This is a genomic window from Lactiplantibacillus argentoratensis, assembly GCF_037290055.1.
GTDB classification, from domain to species: Bacteria; Bacillota; Bacilli; order Lactobacillales; family Lactobacillaceae; genus Lactiplantibacillus; species Lactiplantibacillus plantarum.
This window is the reverse complement of record NZ_CP147647.1, coordinates 1,293,456-1,311,272: the sequence shown is the minus strand read 5'-3', so window position 1 is coordinate 1,311,272 and position 17,817 is coordinate 1,293,456. Positions and strand designations below refer to the sequence as shown.

Sequence of the window (17,817 nt, the reverse complement as noted above, 5' to 3'; positions counted from 1 at the left end):
CAAACTTTCCCAAAACTGAAGGTAATGATTTATTGAAGACCGCTTCAACAACGTGTGCTGCGCATAATGCAACCACGGACGAGTAGTGAGCCTAGCAGTATTACTAGATTGCTTCACAAAAAAAGAGCCTCCCTGCAGAGGCTCTTCAAAAATTATTTTGCTGGGTAAACAGATACTTGGCGCTTGTCGCGACCTTTGCGTTCAAAACGAACGACACCGTCAGCCATTGCAAATAATGTATCGTCGCCACCACGGCCAACGTTTACACCTGGGTAAATATGGGTTCCGCGTTGACGATAAAGAATGTTACCATTCTTAACAGTTTGGCCGTCAGCCCGCTTAGCGCCTAAACGCCGACCAGCTGAATCCCGACCGTTGGCAGTTGAACCGCCACCTTTATGGTGAGAGAAGAATTGCAAGTTCATTAACATAGTAAAGTCCACCTCCGAATGTGGTTATCGTGTTTGTTCACGAACCCGGATGTAATCTCCGTAATTCGTGGCCACATCGTTCAAACCAAGTGTGAAACTTTCAAGTAAGGTTTGTAATTGTGCGTTCGCTAAGTCCAACTTAGTGAAGTCTGCAATTAACAGCCCACCATTGGTTTCATCACTTTGTACTACGGGTTGTAAGTGGGCAACTTGTTCAATCCCATTGATTGTACTAATTGCTAACACCGAAACCGCTGCACAAACGATGTCTTGTCCATAAGCACCTGAATCAGCATGTCCCGTTAATTTAAAAGCGGTCACTTGACCGGTCGCATTACGAGAAATGGTTGCCTGAATCATAAGGAATGCCTACTTTCTTAATTATGCATTAATTGTGTCGATCGTTACCTTAGTGTATGGTTGGCGATGACCCTTCTTAGTATGTTGGCCCTTCTTGGCCTTGTACTTGAAAGTAACCACTTTACGGTCACGGCCTTGCTTTTCAACAGTACCTTCAACCGTCGCACCATCAACAGTCGGCGTTCCAACCTTAGTTGTGTCACCACCAACAAAGACTACTTGATCAAAAGTAACCTTGTCGCCAGCAGCAGCGTCAAGCTTTTCAACGTAAATTGCTTGGCCTGCTTCAACTTTATATTGTTTACCACCAGTTACAATAATTGCGTACACGTTTGTGCACCTCCTTAAAATATAAATCACTTAGACTCGCCGAATATAAGTGCCATTGCTGAACTTAAGACTCAATCCGTGCGGTTGTAGCTGTAGAAGTCCACAAATACAACAGGAAAATATTATCAAATTTTCCCATAATAGTCAAGGAATGATTTCACTTCACAAAAAAGTCCGTGAAACTAATACTCCCTACCGTCATCAAATGGTGCATTTTTTTAATACACTTGGTTAAGTAATGTGGCGTGTAGATCATATCATTAGCTAGCCAATCAGTAATCAAGCCGACTGTCGCAGAAACGTAATACGCGATTTGAATGCTGACCGGTACTTCCAGATCAGCAAATTGATCCTGAAAGTCACGATGAAATTTCGTCATCCAGGTCGTCATCTGCTGATTGATCCGTTGATTGACCGCTAACTGACGTTGGTCTAGTAATAACGTCTCAAAAGCTTCTGCATGCAGACTAATGTAGTCAAGTGCCTTTGATAAGGAAAAAACGTGCACCCGCTGTAATGGGTCGGCCGGATTGGTCATAATGTCGCTCACTGAAACCGTCACGATGGCCGTTTCAAATAATTCACTCACCAAGTCATCTAGGGCCTGATCAACAAACGCCGGCTTGTCTTTATAGTGGAGATAAAATGTTCCACGGGTGACTGCCGCCGTACTAGTCAGTTTTTGCACGGAAATGTTATCAACTGTTTCTGTCTGTAATAATGTAATTAATGCTTGTCGCAAGCGCCGCCGAGTTTTATCGACACGCGGATCAACTTCATGGCTCATATCTGCTCCCTACTTTCATTTCATAATTAATATAACATTAATTACCAGGAGCGTCTAACAGATGATAATTAGCCGGACAAATAGTTGGATTACGTCTAAGATAATCGCAGCTAATAAAATAGTTTCGCTAAGTAACCATCAATTTAAAACACTTCGCAAATACGATTAATAAAGCACTACCATGTACGGATATTCTGAAGATTATTAGAACTTTTACATACAGATTGAGTGAATGTACACGCTTCGATAAAATGAGATTTAACGACTCAAATCCGATACATCATTCAATCTATCTGCCATCTAATTCACGGAGGAATTTCATATGTCTTTATTATTGTCTATGACGCAATTGACCGCCACTTTGACCATTAGCGGGTATATCGGCTACTGGATAAAATGCAGAATCACAACCAGACCCAGGATGCTCAGAAAACGGCAGCTCGCAAAATGGCTCTTTGCTTATATCATTTTATTGCTAGTCACAGGCACGATCGTCGGTAAAATCGATTCCAAGGAAAGTACTGATAACGCTGTGAAAACCGCAACTGCTAAAAGCCATGATAATAAAGCCCAATTTTCAAAAACGACTGCCAAAACTGCACTCGACCATTTTAACAGCATGTCATCTAAACAGATGGGTCAATACAACACCGCTCTTGCCACTACGCTCAAAGCAAAACAGCGACTTGCCAACAATAATGAACAATATATACTTACAACTCATCGATGGTATGGCATTTCATAAGCACACTGGGCTAGACGTTCACGTCACTTCCGAATTCTTATCTGCTAATAACTCGCAAAAAACAGCACTGGCAAATTTATTCCGCGAATTTTCAATCAACCAACTCTCCAAACAAGGGTTTAACATTGTCCAAAGTCCCTATGGTCTACGCTCTAAAATCTACTTCAACGGCAAAGAAATTGGCCGCTCCAAAATGATGAGTGATTCTAATTTCAAGTGGAATGATTAAAATGATCAGTGCTGTAAAGGATTTTATCTTGACAACCGACCAAAATAACCGTTATACTAATAATGCAATTTTTGGGAAAACTCTAGCTTTTCCTGTTAATTCGGTTGCAATGTACACTATTCTTGTTTAATATAGTCGTTATTGGACTAATCAAAGGAGGGACATACTCTTATGACTGTTGTTGCAAAACCATATAACACATGGGCATCACGTCGGCCAGTTGCTGGGAAGCAAAAGCGCATTCGTCGCGAAAAAGAAGTTGCTGCTATCCAACGTTGGGCTGCCGGCAAGACTGACACCATCGAAAAAACACCAAAAATCAAGTAATTAAAAAAGAACTGCTCATCTTGAATGAGCAGTTCTTTTTTAATTGATTGATTGTATAATGCCAATGTGCAAGTTAAGAACTCCCGTTGACTAACGGTCATTACGGGAAGCAGTGAAATGCTTACTGCTTGCATTTTCTTTGGCAACAAAGTTTGAATAATATTGAATGCCACCAGCGATGGCGATGATACCGACGATTGCAAATACTGAACCCATAAGAATTCTCCTTCCTTGTTACGTGATTATTATCGTTTTGTTACAGAAATATTTCAAGCGAAACAAACCATTTTTGTCAGTTTTGTTAGTTTCTTTATCTTTTCTTAAGTATTTTAGGAGAAATTGGTTTCTTCACGACTAATAAAAGCGGTAGCTCCGCAAGAGGAAATTAAATTGCAACTGCACGTAGTTGGCGCTACCACAAGGTTTATATCGTGTCATTCTTCAGGTGGTAATTAATAGCCATAAAAACAATGTTCCCACTCACCTGTCTGACGACATTTTTGACTTTCATCATAATTGCCATTGTCCTGATGAAATATACTTACCTTAATTCAGTGCTTTTTCATTACAAATATTACATTCTCACATTATCCTGATTGCTCACGCCTTTTTCGGTCACTACAAATCGGTGAAAAATCAAATAAAAATTGACACTTTTCAGCTTCTTAACTATAATTAGTCTTGTTGTTGTCACGGTAGCTCAACTGGATAGAGCATCCGCCTTCTAAGCGGAGGGTTGTGAGTTCAAGTCTCACTCGTGACATACTGGCGATTCACAGTTGTGACTCTGAATAAAGAAGTTTGCTGAACCAACAGTTAGCAAACTTCTTTTTTGTTTCAACAGATTTGGGCAGCTATCGTTTATATCACTAATTTACAATCAAGTTTCCGACCCAACCTACTACCGCCTTGAAGTAGTACAATCAACATATCTAAGATGTTTGGGGGAATCAACAATGCTTTTACGCCATGGCTTAACTAGTAACATTTATCTGAACGATTACTTGACGTTTGTTCAGCAAGGACGCGACACCTTTGAATTCCATAATAACTTATTAATCGCACAACACCACTACCACTTCGTCATCAGCGCCCACCGCGCCTTTAACACCTTCTACGCTGAACAGGATCGGCTGGCTGAACAACTGATGGACTAAATCAATTCTCGCATCCCATCCTAATAGTGCGTATAATATGTTTTGAGGTGAAACATATTGAAACTTGAAGCAATTGCCGGAAATATCGCGCACGCCATCAAAGATCGTTCAACTGACGGGCCCTACGTACTCGCGGTCGAGTTTACGGACAAAGCCACCAAGGGAAAGTCAGCCACTGGTTGTGTCATCGTCCGGATGCCAGATCACCAGCACTATACGATCACCAGCAATGACTTTCGGTATATGGATGCGGACAAAGATACTTTAGCTGAGGAACTCGGGGCCTTCTTTGAATGCGACGATGATCTTGATCAACGACAAACATTGATCGACCAAGTTAATGACTTAGTTGCACAAGACGCCGATAACGACGCGCAATTAATGACAGAGGCTTAAAAAAATAACCTAGTTACGTGATCAAATCGCGCAATTAGGTTATTTTTTTAATAGTTATTTGCTTGTCGTTGCTCATTGACATGATTTTTGGCCGTAAACGCCGTTTGTATCTCGTCCTGAGTAAAGCCAAAATCAACTAGCCCAATCTTCAAGAAAACGTGCCAAGCGTGCTGGTAGCTCTCCTGACGATGGTTAAAGTAAGCATCATAGAGGAGGTGCTTGATCGCCAAGTACTGTTTATTCAAATCAGTCGCCGGCTTGGCCGCAATCGTCGTCAATTGCTCAGGCGTTACTGGAATCAAATGCGTCCACTGTTGAATCGCTGAGACAAGAAAGAAGAAGTCCATCGCATCGACGTATTCGTTCAGCAGCGTTTCGCGGTGTGTCTTATCAGGATCCGCTTTGCCACGATGAATCTTCCAAACTTTGAACCATTCCGACGTATTAGCCATTTCTGCCAATTCGACGTCCAGTGAGACCATCGCATTTTGCAACCGTTCTTGTGGCCGCCAATGAATCTGTTGACGGGCCGTAATATCGCGGTCTAAACGAATCGACTGTTGTAATAACGTTGTTAGTTCTAACATCTAATACCCCCGTTACTTAAGCAAATACTAATGGATCCGCTTTTATTTCTAGCGAATCGATATTTTCTAAGTACCAATCACGCATGAACCCAAAGTGTAACAACACGTCAAACCACGAAACTGCTTGATCAGGATCATGAACAGTCAGGACCCATTGTTGACTACCGCCAGCTTCAGCGGCATCAAAGATATCAACTGTCAAACCAGCCCGCAGTTCAATTTGGGCACCATGTCCTTGATGTGAATTACGCAACATGTGCTCATTCTTAGCCGCACTGACAAACAATTTGTCAACGATTGCCCGATCTAAATTAGCCGACCGCAGTTCATATTTAGCCGCGTTCGCAACGTCCAAAATATTAAAGTCGACGTTAAAGCCAAAATCATCTTGTAAGCAATGTCCAAATTTAATTAGCGTTGCCAGGACCGTATTAATTTGGTCAACCCCAGTCCCCTTCAACAATAATTTATTAATAAATAAATTCGTGAACGCCGAACTATTAAACCGTAACAAGCGCCGTTCTAAATGAATATAAAATAAGTTTTCGCCAGTTGTTTGTTCACGATAATAGGCGCCACCGTTACCGTTGTTCACCACTTGATACAAGAAGGTGTAATCATCCGTTAGCGCCCCGTAAACGTGATACAGTGCTTCAGTATGCCGTTGAGAATTCAACACCGCTTGTTCATCACCATGCATACCTAACAACCGGCTCATGAAGATCAAGTAATAATCCGCATTCTGATACTGATGTGGGAACGTGACGTAAGCCGTATCCAGCTTAAAATCGGCTAGCTGTTGTGCCGCCGCTAGCAGCGTCTCCCCGTCAGTCGTATCAATCAGTTGGTCCATCAAGGCCGTAAATTTTTCACCATTCGCGAGTCCCTTTTTGAGTCCATCGTTAAAAGTACTCAACTTACCGTGAGTACTCAGTGTTGCCGTGTCCATCTGCTTGTCCGTATTATTCGCCATCAGCCGCTACCTGCGCCTTCCCAATCAGCGTGGTCAAGTAGTCCACATAAAGACTACGGTTACGCTCATTAAAATTCTCAAAACTCTTAAAGGCGTTTTCAATTGCTTGCTTCTCATAAGCTAAAATCGTATCTTCCTTAGACAGCGTTAAAATCTTAGCTTCGTTATCCTTCATGGTTGCATGGGCATTATTAGCTTGTTCGTCTTCATCGGCCAGCTTAGTTAACTGGTCAATAATTTGCTGCCGTTCTTCTTTGATCCGACCAGAATCAAATAGTGAATTACGTTGCCCATTTTCTTTTAGTTGCTTCCGCAATTCTTCTTTTTGGGCATCGCGGTCTGATTGCGCGTCAATCAGTTTTTGGAGCTGATCGCTACCAGCTGAGATCTGTTGAATACGATCCGTGTTGAACCGTTTGTGCGCGGGAGCCAGTTCAAACGTCTTTTGTAATTTGTTGTATTCTTCTGAACTAAATTCAAAGGCGACTTTCAAAACGTTCAATTTACCAAACCGGCGCCGATCCCACCAGTTACCAAAGTAAATCTGAAATTCGCCGAGTTGGGTTTCTTCATAATAAAAGAATGGGTACTCATGAGCCAGATAATCAATTAACTTGGTACTCAAGTAGTGACTGATTGCCGGATAGACATCCGTAATTAAATCCACTTGGGCGTTACGGGTTGGATCCGGTTCCTCGTTAAGTAAGGCTTGGTGATAGTGGTCACCATCGATCAATTCGTAGATCAACCGGTCGTCACCAGCCGTAATTGCTTGGCGCACCGTAGTTACATAGTCTAACTTTTGTTGAAGTCGCTTCGTAAGCGCGCGCGTAGGTTGATCTTGTTTTTCAAGATCAGGCTGATTTTGTTTTTCCATAATAATCTCCTTGCAATCAATAATAATTGAAAACTTGCTGAATTGCACTGCTGTTCTTAATGTTACCGAAAATTAGCGCATTAATAAAGGTTAACACCACTAATTTACCAATTTTATAACAAAAACGGCTAGTTCGCCATTTAAGGTGCCCTAACCGTCGTATTTTTATCTTAATTTATGGTCTAGTACAATTCCATGTACTGATCGCGTTCCCATTCACTAACTTGTTGACGGTATGAAGCCCATTCAAGTCGTTTAGCTTCCAAGAAACTCTGGTAAATGTGTGGTCCTAACGCCTTTTTCATCGTTGGGTCCGTCTGGAATTCTTTCAACGCATTGTGTAACGTTGATGGTAAGTCAGCAATACCAGCTGCTGCCCGTTCATCTTCATCCATGACGTAGATGTTACGGTCAACACTCTTTGGTGGTTCGATACCATTCTTGATGCCATCCAAACCAGCTTCAAGGACCGCTGCAAAGGCCAAATATGGGTTCGTTGAGGCGTCCACACTCCGTAATTCAAGCCGCGTTGATAAGCCCCGCGCACTTGGAATCCGGATCATTGGTGACCGGTTAGATGCCGACCAAGCCACGTAAACAGGCGCTTCATATCCAGGAACCAAACGTTTGTATGAGTTGACGGTTGGGTTGGTAACCGCAGTGTATGAGCGAGCATGCTTCATCAAACCACCCAAGAAGTGATAAGCGTCTGATGACAATTCTAAGCCACTCTTATCATTAGCATCATAAAAGGCATTACCTTGATCATGGAACAAGGACATGTTCACGTGCATCCCAGAACCATTGACCCCGTTTAACGGCTTAGGCATAAAGGTTGCCCACAAATTGTATTTCCGCGCGATGGTCTTAACGACCAATTTGAATGTTTGGATATGATCGGCTGCCGATAACGCATCCGCATACTTAAAGTCAATTTCATGTTGGCCTGGGGCAACTTCATGATGGCTGGCTTCGACATTAAAGCCGAGTCGTTCAAGTTCAAGTGCGATGTCTCGGCGGCAATTTTCACCCAAGTCCATTGGTGATAAGTCGAAGTAACTTCCCTTATCATTCAATTCGGTCGTTGGTTCACCCTTCTCATTCATCTTGAATAAGAAGAATTCAGGCTCAGTCCCACAGTTGAATGCCGTGTAACCCGCTTCGCGCATATCGTTCAGGACACGAATTAAGTTGTTCCGTGGATCCCCTTCGAACGGCTTACGATCAGACGTGTAAACTTCACAGATAATCCGTGCAATCTTACCATGTTCCGTGTTCCAAGGCATGATCAACCAAGTTGATAAGTCGGGATACAGGTACATGTCACTTTCTTCGATCCGAACAAACCCATCGATGGATGAGCCGTCAAACATCAACTTGTTATCCAAGAGTTTGTCGAGTTGTGAAACTGGAACTTCAACGTTCTTAATTGTGCCGAATAGATCAGTAAACATTAACCGTAAGAAATTAACGTTTTCTTCTTTGACGATGCGGCGAATATCGTCTTTTGAGTAGGACTGTTTTGCCATGAAAATCGCTCCTTAAATTGATTGACTAACGGATGCAAACATCTTAGTGTGCCGGATAATTGGGGCCCTTGTCGGACTGCAAGCCTCCGAGATTCAGGAATTCATCATGAAGGATTCGGCGCACATCGCGATCAGTTAGTGGCTTAGCCAAGTCAGCTTGCTTCTGCTCAGCCCGCTGCTTTTGGAGCGCATATATTTCTTTGATTCCAGCCATGTTGATGCCATCTGCTAAGTAATCCTTGATTTCAAGCAAACGATCAACATCATTCAACGAAAACATTCGCCGATTACCGGCATTTCGCTCCGGTGTAATCAATTCTTGCTCTTCGTAGTAGCGAATTTGCCGCGCAGACAAATTGGTCAGCTTCATAACCGTACCAATTGGCAAGACGGCCAACGAGCGACGGAGTTCCTTTTCCTTCATAACGACCCTCCTCTTTAATACAGACTTAATATTAGCAATGTTATCATCGAATGTCAATCATTCATGTTAGAAAATATCACACGTTTTATCATAGGTATACCAATTTATAATTTAGCTTAACCAACTAGCTAGCTGTTGGTCAATCGAGGCCCGTAATTCAGGGTGTTCCAATAGATTGATCCAGTCGACCGACATCTTGTTACGGAACCAAGTCAACTGACGCTTCGCATAACGACGTGAGTCCTGTTTGATCTTAGCAATTGATTCGTCACGCGTCTGCTCCCCATTAAAGTAAGGGAACCATTCGTGATACCCGATCCCCTTACCAGCCGGTAACATGGCGCCACCTTGGTCAAATAGCCAGCGGGCCTCTTGTTCTAATCCAGCGGCTACCATCTGGTCGACGCGTTGATTGATTCGATCATATAGCAACGCTCGTTCCGCAGTCAGGCATAGCGTATAAGCATCCAGCGTGTTACCGGACGCATCCGCCTGCTCAGAAAAAAGCTGACCAGTTGTATGCACGTACTCCAACGCCCGTACGACCCGTACCAAGTTAGCGGGCGCAATTGCGGTGGCCGCCTGCGGATCACGCTGTTTCAACGCCATCCACGCCACATCCGAACCTTCGACAGCGGCACGATCAAACCAAGCTTGACGATACGCCATATCAGGTTCATTATCCGCTGGTCCAAACTGATAGCCCGCCAACAAGGACTGCAAGTAAAAGCCAGTCCCACCAACAATAATGGGTAGCTTACCTCGTGCACTGATATCGGTAATCAACGCTGTCGCCCGACTGACAAATTCAGCGACCGTAAAACGCTGATCAATATTTTTGATATCGATTAGGTGATGTGGAATGCCAGCTTGCTCTTCCGGCATTATTTTAGCCGTACCAATATCTAAGTCACGATAGACCTGCATTGAGTCCCCTGAAATAATTTCGCCATTCAGCCGTTTAGCTAGCTCAAGCGATAACGCCGTCTTGCCGACCGCTGTCGGTCCCGCGATTAATAATACTTTCTGTTTAGTTACTGCCGTCACTCGTTTAACCTCCTTGTACCTGTTTACGAACTCGTCGCGCCAATCCAGGGTAGTCGGTAATCAGCCCTGCAAACCGATGCCGATAACAGAATCGCATATCGCGCTCCGTGTTGACCGTCCATGGCCGCAACTGTACTTTTGGCAATAAGAGCCAGTGAACCCGCACCCAGCGAATATCCGGATGATAACCGAGAACAATGTGTTGCGCATGCAGTCGCTTTGCAGTTTGAACCTTAGTCTTGAACAGGCTATCCGATTCGACCTCGGGCTGTAAAACATGCAACCGTTCGATCGACTTTCCGTAGAAGCTCGAATAAATTAGCGTAAACGGGACTTGATGATGTTTGAAATAATCCGCTACCAAGTCTTCGATCCCCTCATAATGAATCTTATTAGTTTTGATTTCCAGATTGAAAATACCAGTAAAGTTATATTGAATCAATAATTGAACCACTTCATCTAAAGTTGGAATACGCGTCCCCGCATAGGCCGGTGCATACTTAACACCAGCGTCCAATTGCTTTAACTCGGCCAACGTGTGATCCACGATTCGGCCGGTGCCGTTGGTCGTGCGGTCGACGAGCTCATCATGCATAATAATCAGTTGCCCGTCTCGCGATAAGTGGACGTCAGTCTCAATGCCATCCGCACCATCCGCGATAGCCGCAATAAATGCTGGCAACGTATTTTCCGGTCTGGTCCCCTTACTTCCACGGTGCGCAATAATTTTAGTCAGCATGCATTTCACCCCACTTTTTTAAAAATTAGATTGAATTGATTGCTATCTCCGCGCAAAACAAGCATAATAAAACTAACAATAGCTAGGAGGTTTTACTAATGAAATCATTTACCCGTGGCTTCTTGTTTGGGGTCGTCGCAACTGCTGGTGCCGTAATTGGCTCTGTCTTATCATTTAAGAAGCAAGTTGTTGATCCAATCGAAGACCAAGAAAACAAATTCGAAGAAAACCGGAAAAAGGCGATGCGCAAGAGTCGCTCAGCTCACAACGGTTAATTAACTAAAAAATGGTGGCCGAACAAGTTGTTGTTCTAGCCGCCATTTTTTAATACTTCGCTTTTTTCGTCTTACCTTCCCAACGTGCGTAGCCGGGCTTCAAAATGAACAGCTTCGAATAGCCATTCTTAGCTAATGTAACGACGGCCCGCGTACTTAACGTGTGGGTTTGATCGTAAACGTAGATTGGCATATCCTTACGAAGCTCGTTCATCCGGACCTTCAAACTGTTGAACGGAATGTTTCGAGCCCCTAAAATATGACCAGCGTCAAACTCTTTCTTCTCCCGCAAATCAATCACTTGGGCTTTGCGCATTCCCGCCTGAAATGCTTCTTCGTCCAACATCGTGGACACCTGCCGCCGTCGAATATAACTATATAACTCATAAATAAAGTAGGCCGCAATTATGATAACTAACACGATGTTAACATAAGCCATACCACTTAATGCACCTAAAACCACGTTATCCCTCCTAATTTCTACTTACCTATTTTACACAAAACCGCTTACTTTTACTAGGGGTAAGCTGGAAAAGCCGCGATTAAACTGCTGACTAATCCTGAAGTCCCACTGATTGCTTTATGGCCGTGCTCACCCACAGTTTAAAGGCACCCATTAAAACGGTCGGGGCCTGAGACCCGCATTTAACCACGCTGTTAATTCAAAACCAAGCATCGCAGTATCACATTTATGAATCCGAATCGAGCATCTGAATCTGACTACCATGCACCAGTAACCCTTGATTGTTAGTCAACCGCGTGACCGTAACGCCCGTCTTATGTTCCCAGTCAGTGATAAACTGCGGCAATTGCGGCTTTACTTCACAATGAACATCATAATGCGGATAAATACGGATCGTCGTCGCATTGATGGCTGTTGTGCTTGCCAGTTGCTCGGTGTTGTCCTCCGGGTATAAATAGGCGTACAGGTCTAAATCCGGGCCTAACAAGATAGCCCCAGCGCTAATACCGTAGATTGGCTTGCCCGCCAGCGCGAGAGTCCTCAGTCGTTCCAGCACGTGCGTTTCACGCAGATTCTTCAACAGTAAAAACTCGTAGCCACCATTCAAAATAATGACCGTTGCCGTATTCAATGCGGCCAAATCATCCGTCAATACATCTAGGAGCTGCACGTGCGCATATCCAAGCTGCTGAACCGTTTGTTGTAGCGCCACCATTTGGGGGTGATTTTTACCCGCACTGACCGAATTGACGATAATCACAATCCTTGCGCTGTCCTTAGCCACCGGCGCCACTAAAGTGAAAAAGGCGTCCGTTACGGCCGTAGTGCTAAACGCCCGTGAAGACAATAATAGCTTTACCATCCTGCTCCTCCAATCAATCCTGTCATCTAATTCAATTCACACTAATCGATCCGCACCCCTTGTACCAAGTTGCATAGCAGTTCCCACGCCGTTCAACCAACATGCCGACATACAGCGAAAACTGCGCATCACCTGAGGACGTGAGCTCAAATCAATATTGGCAATTGGCGCTTAGTTGTTAAACGCCAACTGATTAGCACAGCTTGTGGCACTTGGTATAAAAAAGAAGCTCGGACATTACTTCCAAGCTTCTTGAAGATTGATTTTTACTTAAATAAACCGTTGGGCCAATGAACCGGCTCCGATAACACCAGCGTCGTTACCTAAGACTGCTAACTTCAAAGCAGTCGTGTCGCGAATCGTTGGGAATGTGAATTGGTTGAAGTAACTGATGACTTGATCTAATAAGAATTCACCAGCAGCTGAAACCCCGCCACCGATAATGATTGAAGATGGGTTCATCGTGTTCCCGACATTAGCTAATGCCAAGCCTAAGTAGTAAGAAACCCGATCAACAACGCGCTTAGCCAAGACGTCGCCTTCTTTAGCTAAATCGAAGGTGATCTTTGAACTAATTTCTTCACCGTTGTCTAATAATTGTTTCAACTTAGAAGCACCAGAGAATTCTTCTGCCATATCACGGGCAACGTGAACGACACCAGTTGCAGAAGCGTATTGTTCCAAGCAACCCTTCTTACCACAAGTACACATGTAGCCGTTTGGTTCAACCGTTACATGACCAATTTCACCGGCACCACCGGCAACACCATGGAGTAAACGACCATCGGCGATGATTCCACCGCCAACACCAGTTCCAAGCGTTACAAAGACAACATCACTGCCGTTTTCACCAGCGCCCTTCCAACGTTCGCCAAGTGCAGCAACGTTGGCGTCGTTATCAAGCGTAAATTTGATGCCGGTTCCTTTTTCGATTTGCGCCTTAACTGGTTGTAAAGTCTTCCAGTTTAAGTTGTAGGCACCGATAACCGTCCCATTATCCAAATCAACGGTCCCGGGAGTCCCCATCCCAATTCCGATAAATTGAGAACGGTCCATCTTATATAAATCAATGTGGTGGTTGATGGAATCGATGATGTTAGGCACAATGTGGGCCCCTTCATCTAAAATCGTGGTTTCAATACTCCACTTTTGTTGAATATCACCATTTTCTGTTAAAATGGCAAACTTAGTTGTCGTCCCACCAAGGTCGACTCCGATTAACTTACGCTCCATGTTGCTAAATCCCTCCATTAGTCATGCGCCGCGTCTTCACGGGCGCGTTCTGCTTCTATCCGGTGCTCATGGCTCAATACGAGCTTGACGCGGGCATACATCTTCGGGTCAATGACACCAGCTTGATAGAGATGATCGATCTCAATCGCCATTAACTCAATGTCCCAAATTCGCTTGCCTACGTACACGTACACGCCAAATTTTTTAAGTAATTGTTGGACGTCATAAAGTGTTTTCATGTGCATATCCTCGATTAATTATACAGTTAAATTAGCATTTGTAAAACCCATTTTTAGTAAAGCTAACCAGCCAATGACTAGAATAACCGTTGCCACAATTCGTTTCAGCGGCGCAATCTTGCCAATTCGCGGTACACCCAGCAGATAGCCTAATAAGAAGCCACCAACTAGGCCGCCGACATGTCCCCAGATATCGATGCCATTCGAGAACATATCGAATACTAAATTCAAAACGGTTAGTAGTAAAAATTGGTTCGTGAGCTGGCGAATCACTGGATTTTCCCAGAACGATTCCCCAATCGTCAAAAAGGCACCAAAGAGTGCGAAACACGCCGTACTGGCCCCTACTGACTGATTATTGGATAACGCGAAGCTCATAATGTTACCACTAATGCCACCCAAAATATAAATTGCCAGCATCCGCCAATGGCCATACATCGCTTCAATTTGCATGCCCATAAAATAAATAACGACACCATTCAGTGCTATATGAGTAAGTCCCATATGTAAAAACATCGGTGTCACCAATCGCCACCACTGGCCGGCCGCGATTGCTTGATTGTTCTTAGCACCTAGTGAATTAAAAATCAGCATGGCACCGTCGCCCATCAGCCACTCGACTAAGAAGACTGCCACAGTAATTCCAAGTAGCACCTGCGTGACAGCCGGTTCAGTTTGCCACCAGCGTTTAATTCTCATCATGTTGTTCATCCCCTGCTACCAAGAGTTCGTCTAATAAGACGTCATATTGATCAACCGGCCATTCAGCGTGTTCAAAAGCCATCTCGTCATAAGCCAGTGTCAACTTCTTACCCCGATAATCAGCGAGGTAACGATCGTAGTAGCCACCACCAAATCCAATCCGGGCGTGCCGGTCACGGCTGTACCCAAGACCAGGAACTAAGATCAGATCGATCTGTTGCTTGGCGACTGGTTCACCCGTGACGGGCTCTGGGATGCCAAAAGACGTTCGCTCAAGTCGATCAGTCGCTTGGTAAGGATAAAAAGCCATTTGACGATGCGGCAGCGTTTTTGGAATAACCACCATTTTGCCCTCCGCCCAAGCTTGTTCAATAAGTGGGCGCGTCGCTACTTCGATGTCACTACTAATTGTCATGGCAATGACCTGGGCAGTTTGCCATGTTGGGCTTGCAAATAATTGAGTCTGTAACGCCTGGTTTTGCCGTTGCCGGTCAGCCGGCGTCATTTGGCTTAATCGCCCAAGCTGTTGCTTACGAAATGCTTTTTTCTCCACGTACGGCACCCCCGAAAATAAAATTGGTATAAAAAAATCTCATTCATTAACATGTCAAATTGAAAAATCAATTTGGCAGTTGCCAACAAATGAGAAACCCATTGTCTGATGACAATGTTACAGAAAAAACAACAGGAGTCCCCGTTGTTATTTTGTTTCACGATGTAATGTCACTTTGTGTTCCCGTGGACAATACTTCTTAAATTCAACCCGGTCCGGATTGTTCCGGCGGTTCTTTGAAGATAAGTAGTTGCGTTCATGGCATTCTGTACATTCAAGTGTAATGTGTACCCGCATGTTGTTGACCCTCCAAACTCATTCGCATATTACAGGGCCGGAACCCTTAACTTGAACTACTATACCATTAATGATTAAAAAATACCAGTATCAATTAAGATACTGGCACGAAAAAAGCTGATTTTTTACTTGTTATAATACTTCCAGAACGCTGCATAAATTTGCTTAGCAACGACCATATTATAATCACCACTAGTAGCAGTAATTCCTGGAAAGGCAACCGCTATCACTACTTTAGGGTTCTTATAAGGCGCATAAGTCACCAAACTTAACGTTTCAGTAGATGTCGTTCCGTGGAATGTCTCGGCAGTCCCAGACTTAGCTGCAACCGCTGGTGATAAACTAGCTAGTGCACTCCCCGTCCGCTGCGTCATACTCCCATGGACCACATCCCAATACCCTTGGTGTACGACATCAAAGTATGAGGATGGGACGTCAATGGTATTCAGGACACGTGGCTTAACATTAGTCTTAACAGCCCCTTGGGACCCGTTAGATTTAGTCCCAGTAATAGCGGAAACGATGTGTGGTGCAATGCGTTGCCCACCATTCGCCATTGTCGCAATGTATTGCGCCAACTGAATAGTCGTGTAAGCATCGTAGTTCCCGTAGGACAAGTCTAACGCTTTACCAATATCCTTCTGTGCCGAAGAACCTTGGTAACCTGAGGCTTCACCCGGCAAGTCGATCCCGGTCTTAACACCTAAGCCAAACTCGTTAAAATAACCACGAAGTTTAGAGAAGACCGAATTAGACATCGTCAAGGCTTTCCCAGACGCATAGCTGAAGTTACCTTCCTTCATGGCTAATTGCATCATATAGGAGTTAGAAGAAACTTCCATGGCAGTCGAAGCGTTAAGACTCAGACTAGTTCCACCATTCTTGTTAAACCATGACGACTTGGTGGCCGTTCCGGCTAACTTGATCGGCGTATCGGTCAAAGTACTATTCGTGGGTGTAATCACACCATCTTGCAAGGCACCCATGACCGTAGCACCCTTAACGACCGACCCCATAACGAAGGATTGGTTGATGGTTCCCAACGCATTTTCAGTCACTTTACCAGTGGATAGATTCCGGCTGGCACCTGCTAACGCATAAATGGCACCAGTGCTAGGGTTCATTACAACAGCATAGGCTCCTGGCGAGTAGGCATTGCTACTCCCCACCGTTTTGGCTTCAGACATAATGATACTTTGAACCTTTTTCTGGAACTTCGAATTAATCGTCAGCTGAACGTTGTCACCCTTCTGGCCACCGTACTTCTTAATCTCCTTTTGAATGACCCCATCCTGCGTCTTGACCTCAGTCTGTGACTTGGTTCCACGAAGGACATTTTCGTACTGCTTTTCCAATTGGCTTTGACCAACCGAATCATCACGAGAATAGCCTTCTGCCAGCAAGGTTTTAATGCTATCACTCGGTAGCCCTTGCTTTTCGGTCGTAACTGTCCCGAGCACACTACTCAAGTCAGTCCCATTAGGATAACTCCGAGTCCAACTCGTTCCGACCTTAACTCCTGGCATTTCGGATTGGTGCTCACCGATTTCAGCAAGCTCCGTACTCGTCACACCAGTCGATTTGATATTGACCGTTGACAGCGAGTACGCCGAACTCATCTTATAATAAATCGCCGCCGCATTCTTTTGCGTAGACGTTAAACTATTAATGATATGTTTTTCCGCATAGGCGACTTCCCGTGCGTACAAAACATCATCGTCGCTAGACGTTTTGACCTTCTTAGCAACCGACTTTAAATTAGCCGCCCCCGCTAAGTAATAATCAGCCAAGTTCCGATCCGTTAATGTATCCGTTGGAATAGTTAAGTATTCACCTAACTTATTCGCCACTTCATACATCTTAGTCGACGCAACTGACAGCCCCTTCGTGTATTGAATCGCTTGGTGAGATTTGTTTCCCACTAAGACCCGACCGGTTGAATCATAAATCGATCCCCGTTGAACGTTTCCCGTTGCCGTCGTATTATTGGCCGAATTCACCGTACTTCGAAACTTCTGTCCGTAATCAACTTGTAAGTAAGCTAACTGCGCAATCAACGCAGCAAATAACAAGAAGACGATGAAAAACAAGAAGTTCAGCCGAAATGGAATATGCGACTTGTTGGGATCACGATTTATCGTAATTTTCTTAAACAATTTCAATTCTCAGGCGCTCCCATTCTTAATTTGGTAAACATTTCGCAAAAATTTACCAGATGATACTAGCAATCCTAGATAAATACCATACTTATGTTA

The 17,817-nt window shown here is 44.2% G+C and carries 26 protein-coding genes, 1 tRNA gene and 1 other annotated feature; of the genes, 7 read left to right on the top strand and 20 right to left on the bottom strand.

Features of this window, described 5'->3' with window-relative positions; translation table 11 throughout:
* Positions 1–152: 152 nt before the first annotated feature.
* From rpmA to V7R88_RS06070, 4 genes are all read right to left on the bottom strand, one after another.
* Complete coding sequence (gene rpmA / locus V7R88_RS06085; protein ID WP_003638594.1) at positions 153–431, bottom strand: 50S ribosomal protein L27; 279 nt, start codon at positions 429–431, stop codon at positions 153–155.
* Positions 432–455: 24 nt separating this feature from the next.
* Positions 456–791, bottom strand: a complete 336-nt coding sequence (locus tag V7R88_RS06080) for a ribosomal-processing cysteine protease Prp (protein ID WP_054398204.1) — start codon at positions 789–791, stop codon at positions 456–458.
* Between the two features lie 21 nt (positions 792–812).
* A complete protein-coding gene (gene rplU / locus V7R88_RS06075; RefSeq protein WP_003640343.1) occupies positions 813–1,121 on the bottom strand; it encodes a 50S ribosomal protein L21 in 309 nt (102 codons plus the stop codon).
* A gap of 22 nt (positions 1,122–1,143) precedes the next feature.
* Positions 1,144–1,217: a sequence feature (ribosomal protein L21 leader region), on the bottom strand.
* Positions 1,218–1,278: 61 nt separating this feature from the next.
* Positions 1,279–1,908 (bottom strand): TetR/AcrR family transcriptional regulator, encoded by a 630-nt coding sequence (locus V7R88_RS06070; protein WP_054398206.1) that lies wholly within the window; start codon positions 1,906–1,908, stop codon positions 1,279–1,281.
* Between the two features lie 322 nt (positions 1,909–2,230).
* Between V7R88_RS06070 and V7R88_RS06065 the strand changes: the two genes are divergently transcribed.
* From V7R88_RS06065 to V7R88_RS06055, 3 genes are all read left to right on the top strand, one after another.
* Positions 2,231–2,653, top strand: coding sequence for a hypothetical protein (locus tag V7R88_RS06065; protein ID WP_054398210.1), 423 nt, complete (start codon positions 2,231–2,233; stop codon positions 2,651–2,653).
* Positions 2,640–2,882, top strand: a complete 243-nt coding sequence (locus tag V7R88_RS06060) for a hypothetical protein (RefSeq protein ID WP_054398212.1) — start codon at positions 2,640–2,642, stop codon at positions 2,880–2,882. Before V7R88_RS06065 ends, V7R88_RS06060 begins: the two co-directional genes overlap by 14 nt.
* Before the next feature lie 171 nt (positions 2,883–3,053).
* Positions 3,054–3,209 (top strand): hypothetical protein, encoded by a 156-nt coding sequence (locus tag V7R88_RS06055; protein ID WP_003640341.1) that lies wholly within the window; start codon positions 3,054–3,056, stop codon positions 3,207–3,209.
* A gap of 90 nt (positions 3,210–3,299) precedes the next feature.
* On the opposite strand, the gene V7R88_RS06050 is transcribed toward V7R88_RS06055, so the two are convergent.
* Positions 3,300–3,425 (bottom strand): hypothetical protein, encoded by a 126-nt coding sequence (locus V7R88_RS06050; protein WP_015380266.1) that lies wholly within the window; start codon positions 3,423–3,425, stop codon positions 3,300–3,302.
* Between the two features lie 473 nt (positions 3,426–3,898).
* Between V7R88_RS06050 and V7R88_RS06045 the strand changes: the two genes are divergently transcribed.
* The 3 genes from V7R88_RS06045 to V7R88_RS06035 all read left to right on the top strand — a co-directional run bounded on the left by V7R88_RS06045 (position 3,899) and on the right by V7R88_RS06035 (position 4,762).
* Positions 3,899–3,972 (top strand) — tRNA-Arg (locus V7R88_RS06045).
* Between the two features lie 193 nt (positions 3,973–4,165).
* Entirely contained in the window at positions 4,166–4,366 is a 201-nt protein-coding gene (locus V7R88_RS06040; RefSeq protein WP_054398214.1) for a hypothetical protein, read from the top strand.
* Positions 4,367–4,423: 57 nt separating this feature from the next.
* Entirely contained in the window at positions 4,424–4,762 is a 339-nt protein-coding gene (locus V7R88_RS06035) for a hypothetical protein (RefSeq protein ID WP_003644310.1), read from the top strand.
* 47 nt (positions 4,763–4,809) lie between these two features.
* On the opposite strand, the gene V7R88_RS06030 is transcribed toward V7R88_RS06035, so the two are convergent.
* From V7R88_RS06030 to V7R88_RS06000, 7 genes are all read right to left on the bottom strand, one after another.
* Positions 4,810–5,349: a dUTP diphosphatase gene (locus tag V7R88_RS06030; RefSeq protein WP_003644309.1), complete on the bottom strand. Its 540-nt coding sequence runs from the start codon at positions 5,347–5,349 to the stop codon at positions 4,810–4,812.
* Positions 5,350–5,365: 16 nt separating this feature from the next.
* A complete protein-coding gene (locus tag V7R88_RS06025) occupies positions 5,366–6,322 on the bottom strand; it encodes a hypothetical protein (RefSeq protein WP_054398217.1) in 957 nt (318 codons plus the stop codon).
* A complete protein-coding gene (locus tag V7R88_RS06020; RefSeq protein WP_060598926.1) occupies positions 6,312–7,199 on the bottom strand; it encodes a hypothetical protein in 888 nt (295 codons plus the stop codon). Before V7R88_RS06020 ends, V7R88_RS06025 begins: the two co-directional genes overlap by 11 nt.
* A 182-nt stretch (positions 7,200–7,381) precedes the next feature.
* Positions 7,382–8,728, bottom strand: a complete 1,347-nt coding sequence (gene glnA / locus V7R88_RS06015; protein ID WP_054398219.1) for a type I glutamate--ammonia ligase — start codon at positions 8,726–8,728, stop codon at positions 7,382–7,384.
* Between the two features lie 43 nt (positions 8,729–8,771).
* Positions 8,772–9,152: a MerR family transcriptional regulator gene (locus V7R88_RS06010; protein WP_003644308.1), complete on the bottom strand. Its 381-nt coding sequence runs from the start codon at positions 9,150–9,152 to the stop codon at positions 8,772–8,774.
* Positions 9,153–9,263: 111 nt separating this feature from the next.
* Complete coding sequence (gene miaA, locus V7R88_RS06005) at positions 9,264–10,199, bottom strand: tRNA (adenosine(37)-N6)-dimethylallyltransferase MiaA (RefSeq protein ID WP_054398220.1); 936 nt, start codon at positions 10,197–10,199, stop codon at positions 9,264–9,266.
* 4 nt (positions 10,200–10,203) lie between these two features.
* Positions 10,204–10,938 (bottom strand): glycerophosphodiester phosphodiesterase, encoded by a 735-nt coding sequence (locus V7R88_RS06000; RefSeq protein WP_054398222.1) that lies wholly within the window; start codon positions 10,936–10,938, stop codon positions 10,204–10,206.
* Positions 10,939–11,036: 98 nt separating this feature from the next.
* Between V7R88_RS06000 and V7R88_RS05995 the strand changes: the two genes are divergently transcribed.
* Positions 11,037–11,213 carry a DUF3042 family protein gene (locus V7R88_RS05995; protein ID WP_003640329.1) on the top strand — a complete coding sequence of 59 codons (177 nt, stop codon included), beginning with the start codon at positions 11,037–11,039 and terminating at the stop codon, positions 11,211–11,213.
* A gap of 49 nt (positions 11,214–11,262) precedes the next feature.
* On the opposite strand, the gene V7R88_RS05990 is transcribed toward V7R88_RS05995, so the two are convergent.
* The 8 genes from V7R88_RS05990 to V7R88_RS05955 all read right to left on the bottom strand — a co-directional run bounded on the left by V7R88_RS05990 (position 11,263) and on the right by V7R88_RS05955 (position 17,724).
* Positions 11,263–11,676 carry a rhodanese-like domain-containing protein gene (locus tag V7R88_RS05990; RefSeq protein ID WP_054398224.1) on the bottom strand — a complete coding sequence of 138 codons (414 nt, stop codon included), beginning with the start codon at positions 11,674–11,676 and terminating at the stop codon, positions 11,263–11,265.
* A 226-nt stretch (positions 11,677–11,902) separates the two neighbouring features.
* Positions 11,903–12,538 (bottom strand): Type 1 glutamine amidotransferase-like domain-containing protein, encoded by a 636-nt coding sequence (locus V7R88_RS05985; RefSeq protein WP_060598925.1) that lies wholly within the window; start codon positions 12,536–12,538, stop codon positions 11,903–11,905.
* Positions 12,539–12,808: 270 nt separating this feature from the next.
* Positions 12,809–13,771, bottom strand: coding sequence for an ROK family glucokinase (locus V7R88_RS05980; protein ID WP_057717646.1), 963 nt, complete (start codon positions 13,769–13,771; stop codon positions 12,809–12,811).
* Positions 13,772–13,788: 17 nt separating this feature from the next.
* On the bottom strand, positions 13,789–14,010 hold the full coding sequence (locus V7R88_RS05975) for a YqgQ family protein (protein ID WP_003644303.1): 222 nt from the start codon (positions 14,008–14,010) through the stop codon (positions 13,789–13,791).
* An 18-nt stretch (positions 14,011–14,028) separates the two neighbouring features.
* On the bottom strand, positions 14,029–14,712 hold the full coding sequence (locus V7R88_RS05970; RefSeq protein WP_057717645.1) for a rhomboid family intramembrane serine protease: 684 nt from the start codon (positions 14,710–14,712) through the stop codon (positions 14,029–14,031).
* Positions 14,699–15,265 (bottom strand): 5-formyltetrahydrofolate cyclo-ligase, encoded by a 567-nt coding sequence (locus tag V7R88_RS05965; RefSeq protein WP_057717644.1) that lies wholly within the window; start codon positions 15,263–15,265, stop codon positions 14,699–14,701. Before V7R88_RS05965 ends, V7R88_RS05970 begins: the two co-directional genes overlap by 14 nt.
* A 147-nt stretch (positions 15,266–15,412) precedes the next feature.
* Complete coding sequence (rpmG, locus tag V7R88_RS05960) at positions 15,413–15,562, bottom strand: 50S ribosomal protein L33 (protein WP_003638573.1); 150 nt, start codon at positions 15,560–15,562, stop codon at positions 15,413–15,415.
* A 125-nt stretch (positions 15,563–15,687) separates the two neighbouring features.
* On the bottom strand, positions 15,688–17,724 hold the full coding sequence (locus tag V7R88_RS05955) for a peptidoglycan D,D-transpeptidase FtsI family protein (protein WP_057717643.1): 2,037 nt from the start codon (positions 17,722–17,724) through the stop codon (positions 15,688–15,690).
* Positions 17,725–17,817: the final 93 nt, after the last annotated feature.

Bases quoted from the DNA above. Each gene is read 5' to 3' on its own strand.
- rpmA (WP_003638594.1), bottom strand. From the start codon at position 431: ATGTTAATGAACTTGCAATTCTTCTCTCACCATAAAGGTGGCGGTTCA.
- V7R88_RS06080 (WP_054398204.1), bottom strand. From the start codon at position 791: ATGATTCAGGCAACCATTTCTCGTAATGCGACCGGTCAAGTGACCGCT.
- V7R88_RS06070 (WP_054398206.1), bottom strand. From the start codon at position 1,908: ATGAGCCATGAAGTTGATCCGCGTGTCGATAAAACTCGGCGGCGCTTG.
- V7R88_RS06065 (WP_054398210.1), top strand. From the start codon at position 2,231: ATGTCTTTATTATTGTCTATGACGCAATTGACCGCCACTTTGACCATT.
- V7R88_RS06060 (WP_054398212.1), top strand. From the start codon at position 2,640: ATGGCATTTCATAAGCACACTGGGCTAGACGTTCACGTCACTTCCGAA.
- V7R88_RS06055 (WP_003640341.1), top strand. From the start codon at position 3,054: ATGACTGTTGTTGCAAAACCATATAACACATGGGCATCACGTCGGCCA.
- V7R88_RS06050 (WP_015380266.1), bottom strand. From the start codon at position 3,425: ATGGGTTCAGTATTTGCAATCGTCGGTATCATCGCCATCGCTGGTGGC.
- V7R88_RS06040 (WP_054398214.1), top strand. From the start codon at position 4,166: ATGCTTTTACGCCATGGCTTAACTAGTAACATTTATCTGAACGATTAC.
- V7R88_RS06030 (WP_003644309.1), bottom strand. From the start codon at position 5,349: ATGTTAGAACTAACAACGTTATTACAACAGTCGATTCGTTTAGACCGC.
- V7R88_RS06025 (WP_054398217.1), bottom strand. From the start codon at position 6,322: ATGGCGAATAATACGGACAAGCAGATGGACACGGCAACACTGAGTACT.
- V7R88_RS06020 (WP_060598926.1), bottom strand. From the start codon at position 7,199: ATGGAAAAACAAAATCAGCCTGATCTTGAAAAACAAGATCAACCTACG.
- glnA (WP_054398219.1), bottom strand. From the start codon at position 8,728: ATGGCAAAACAGTCCTACTCAAAAGACGATATTCGCCGCATCGTCAAA.
- V7R88_RS06010 (WP_003644308.1), bottom strand. From the start codon at position 9,152: ATGAAGGAAAAGGAACTCCGTCGCTCGTTGGCCGTCTTGCCAATTGGT.
- V7R88_RS06000 (WP_054398222.1), bottom strand. From the start codon at position 10,938: ATGCTGACTAAAATTATTGCGCACCGTGGAAGTAAGGGGACCAGACCG.
- V7R88_RS05995 (WP_003640329.1), top strand. From the start codon at position 11,037: ATGAAATCATTTACCCGTGGCTTCTTGTTTGGGGTCGTCGCAACTGCT.
- V7R88_RS05985 (WP_060598925.1), bottom strand. From the start codon at position 12,538: ATGGTAAAGCTATTATTGTCTTCACGGGCGTTTAGCACTACGGCCGTA.
- V7R88_RS05980 (WP_057717646.1), bottom strand. From the start codon at position 13,771: ATGGAGCGTAAGTTAATCGGAGTCGACCTTGGTGGGACGACAACTAAG.
- V7R88_RS05975 (WP_003644303.1), bottom strand. From the start codon at position 14,010: ATGAAAACACTTTATGACGTCCAACAATTACTTAAAAAATTTGGCGTG.
- V7R88_RS05970 (WP_057717645.1), bottom strand. From the start codon at position 14,712: ATGATGAGAATTAAACGCTGGTGGCAAACTGAACCGGCTGTCACGCAG.
- rpmG (WP_003638573.1), bottom strand. From the start codon at position 15,562: ATGCGGGTACACATTACACTTGAATGTACAGAATGCCATGAACGCAAC.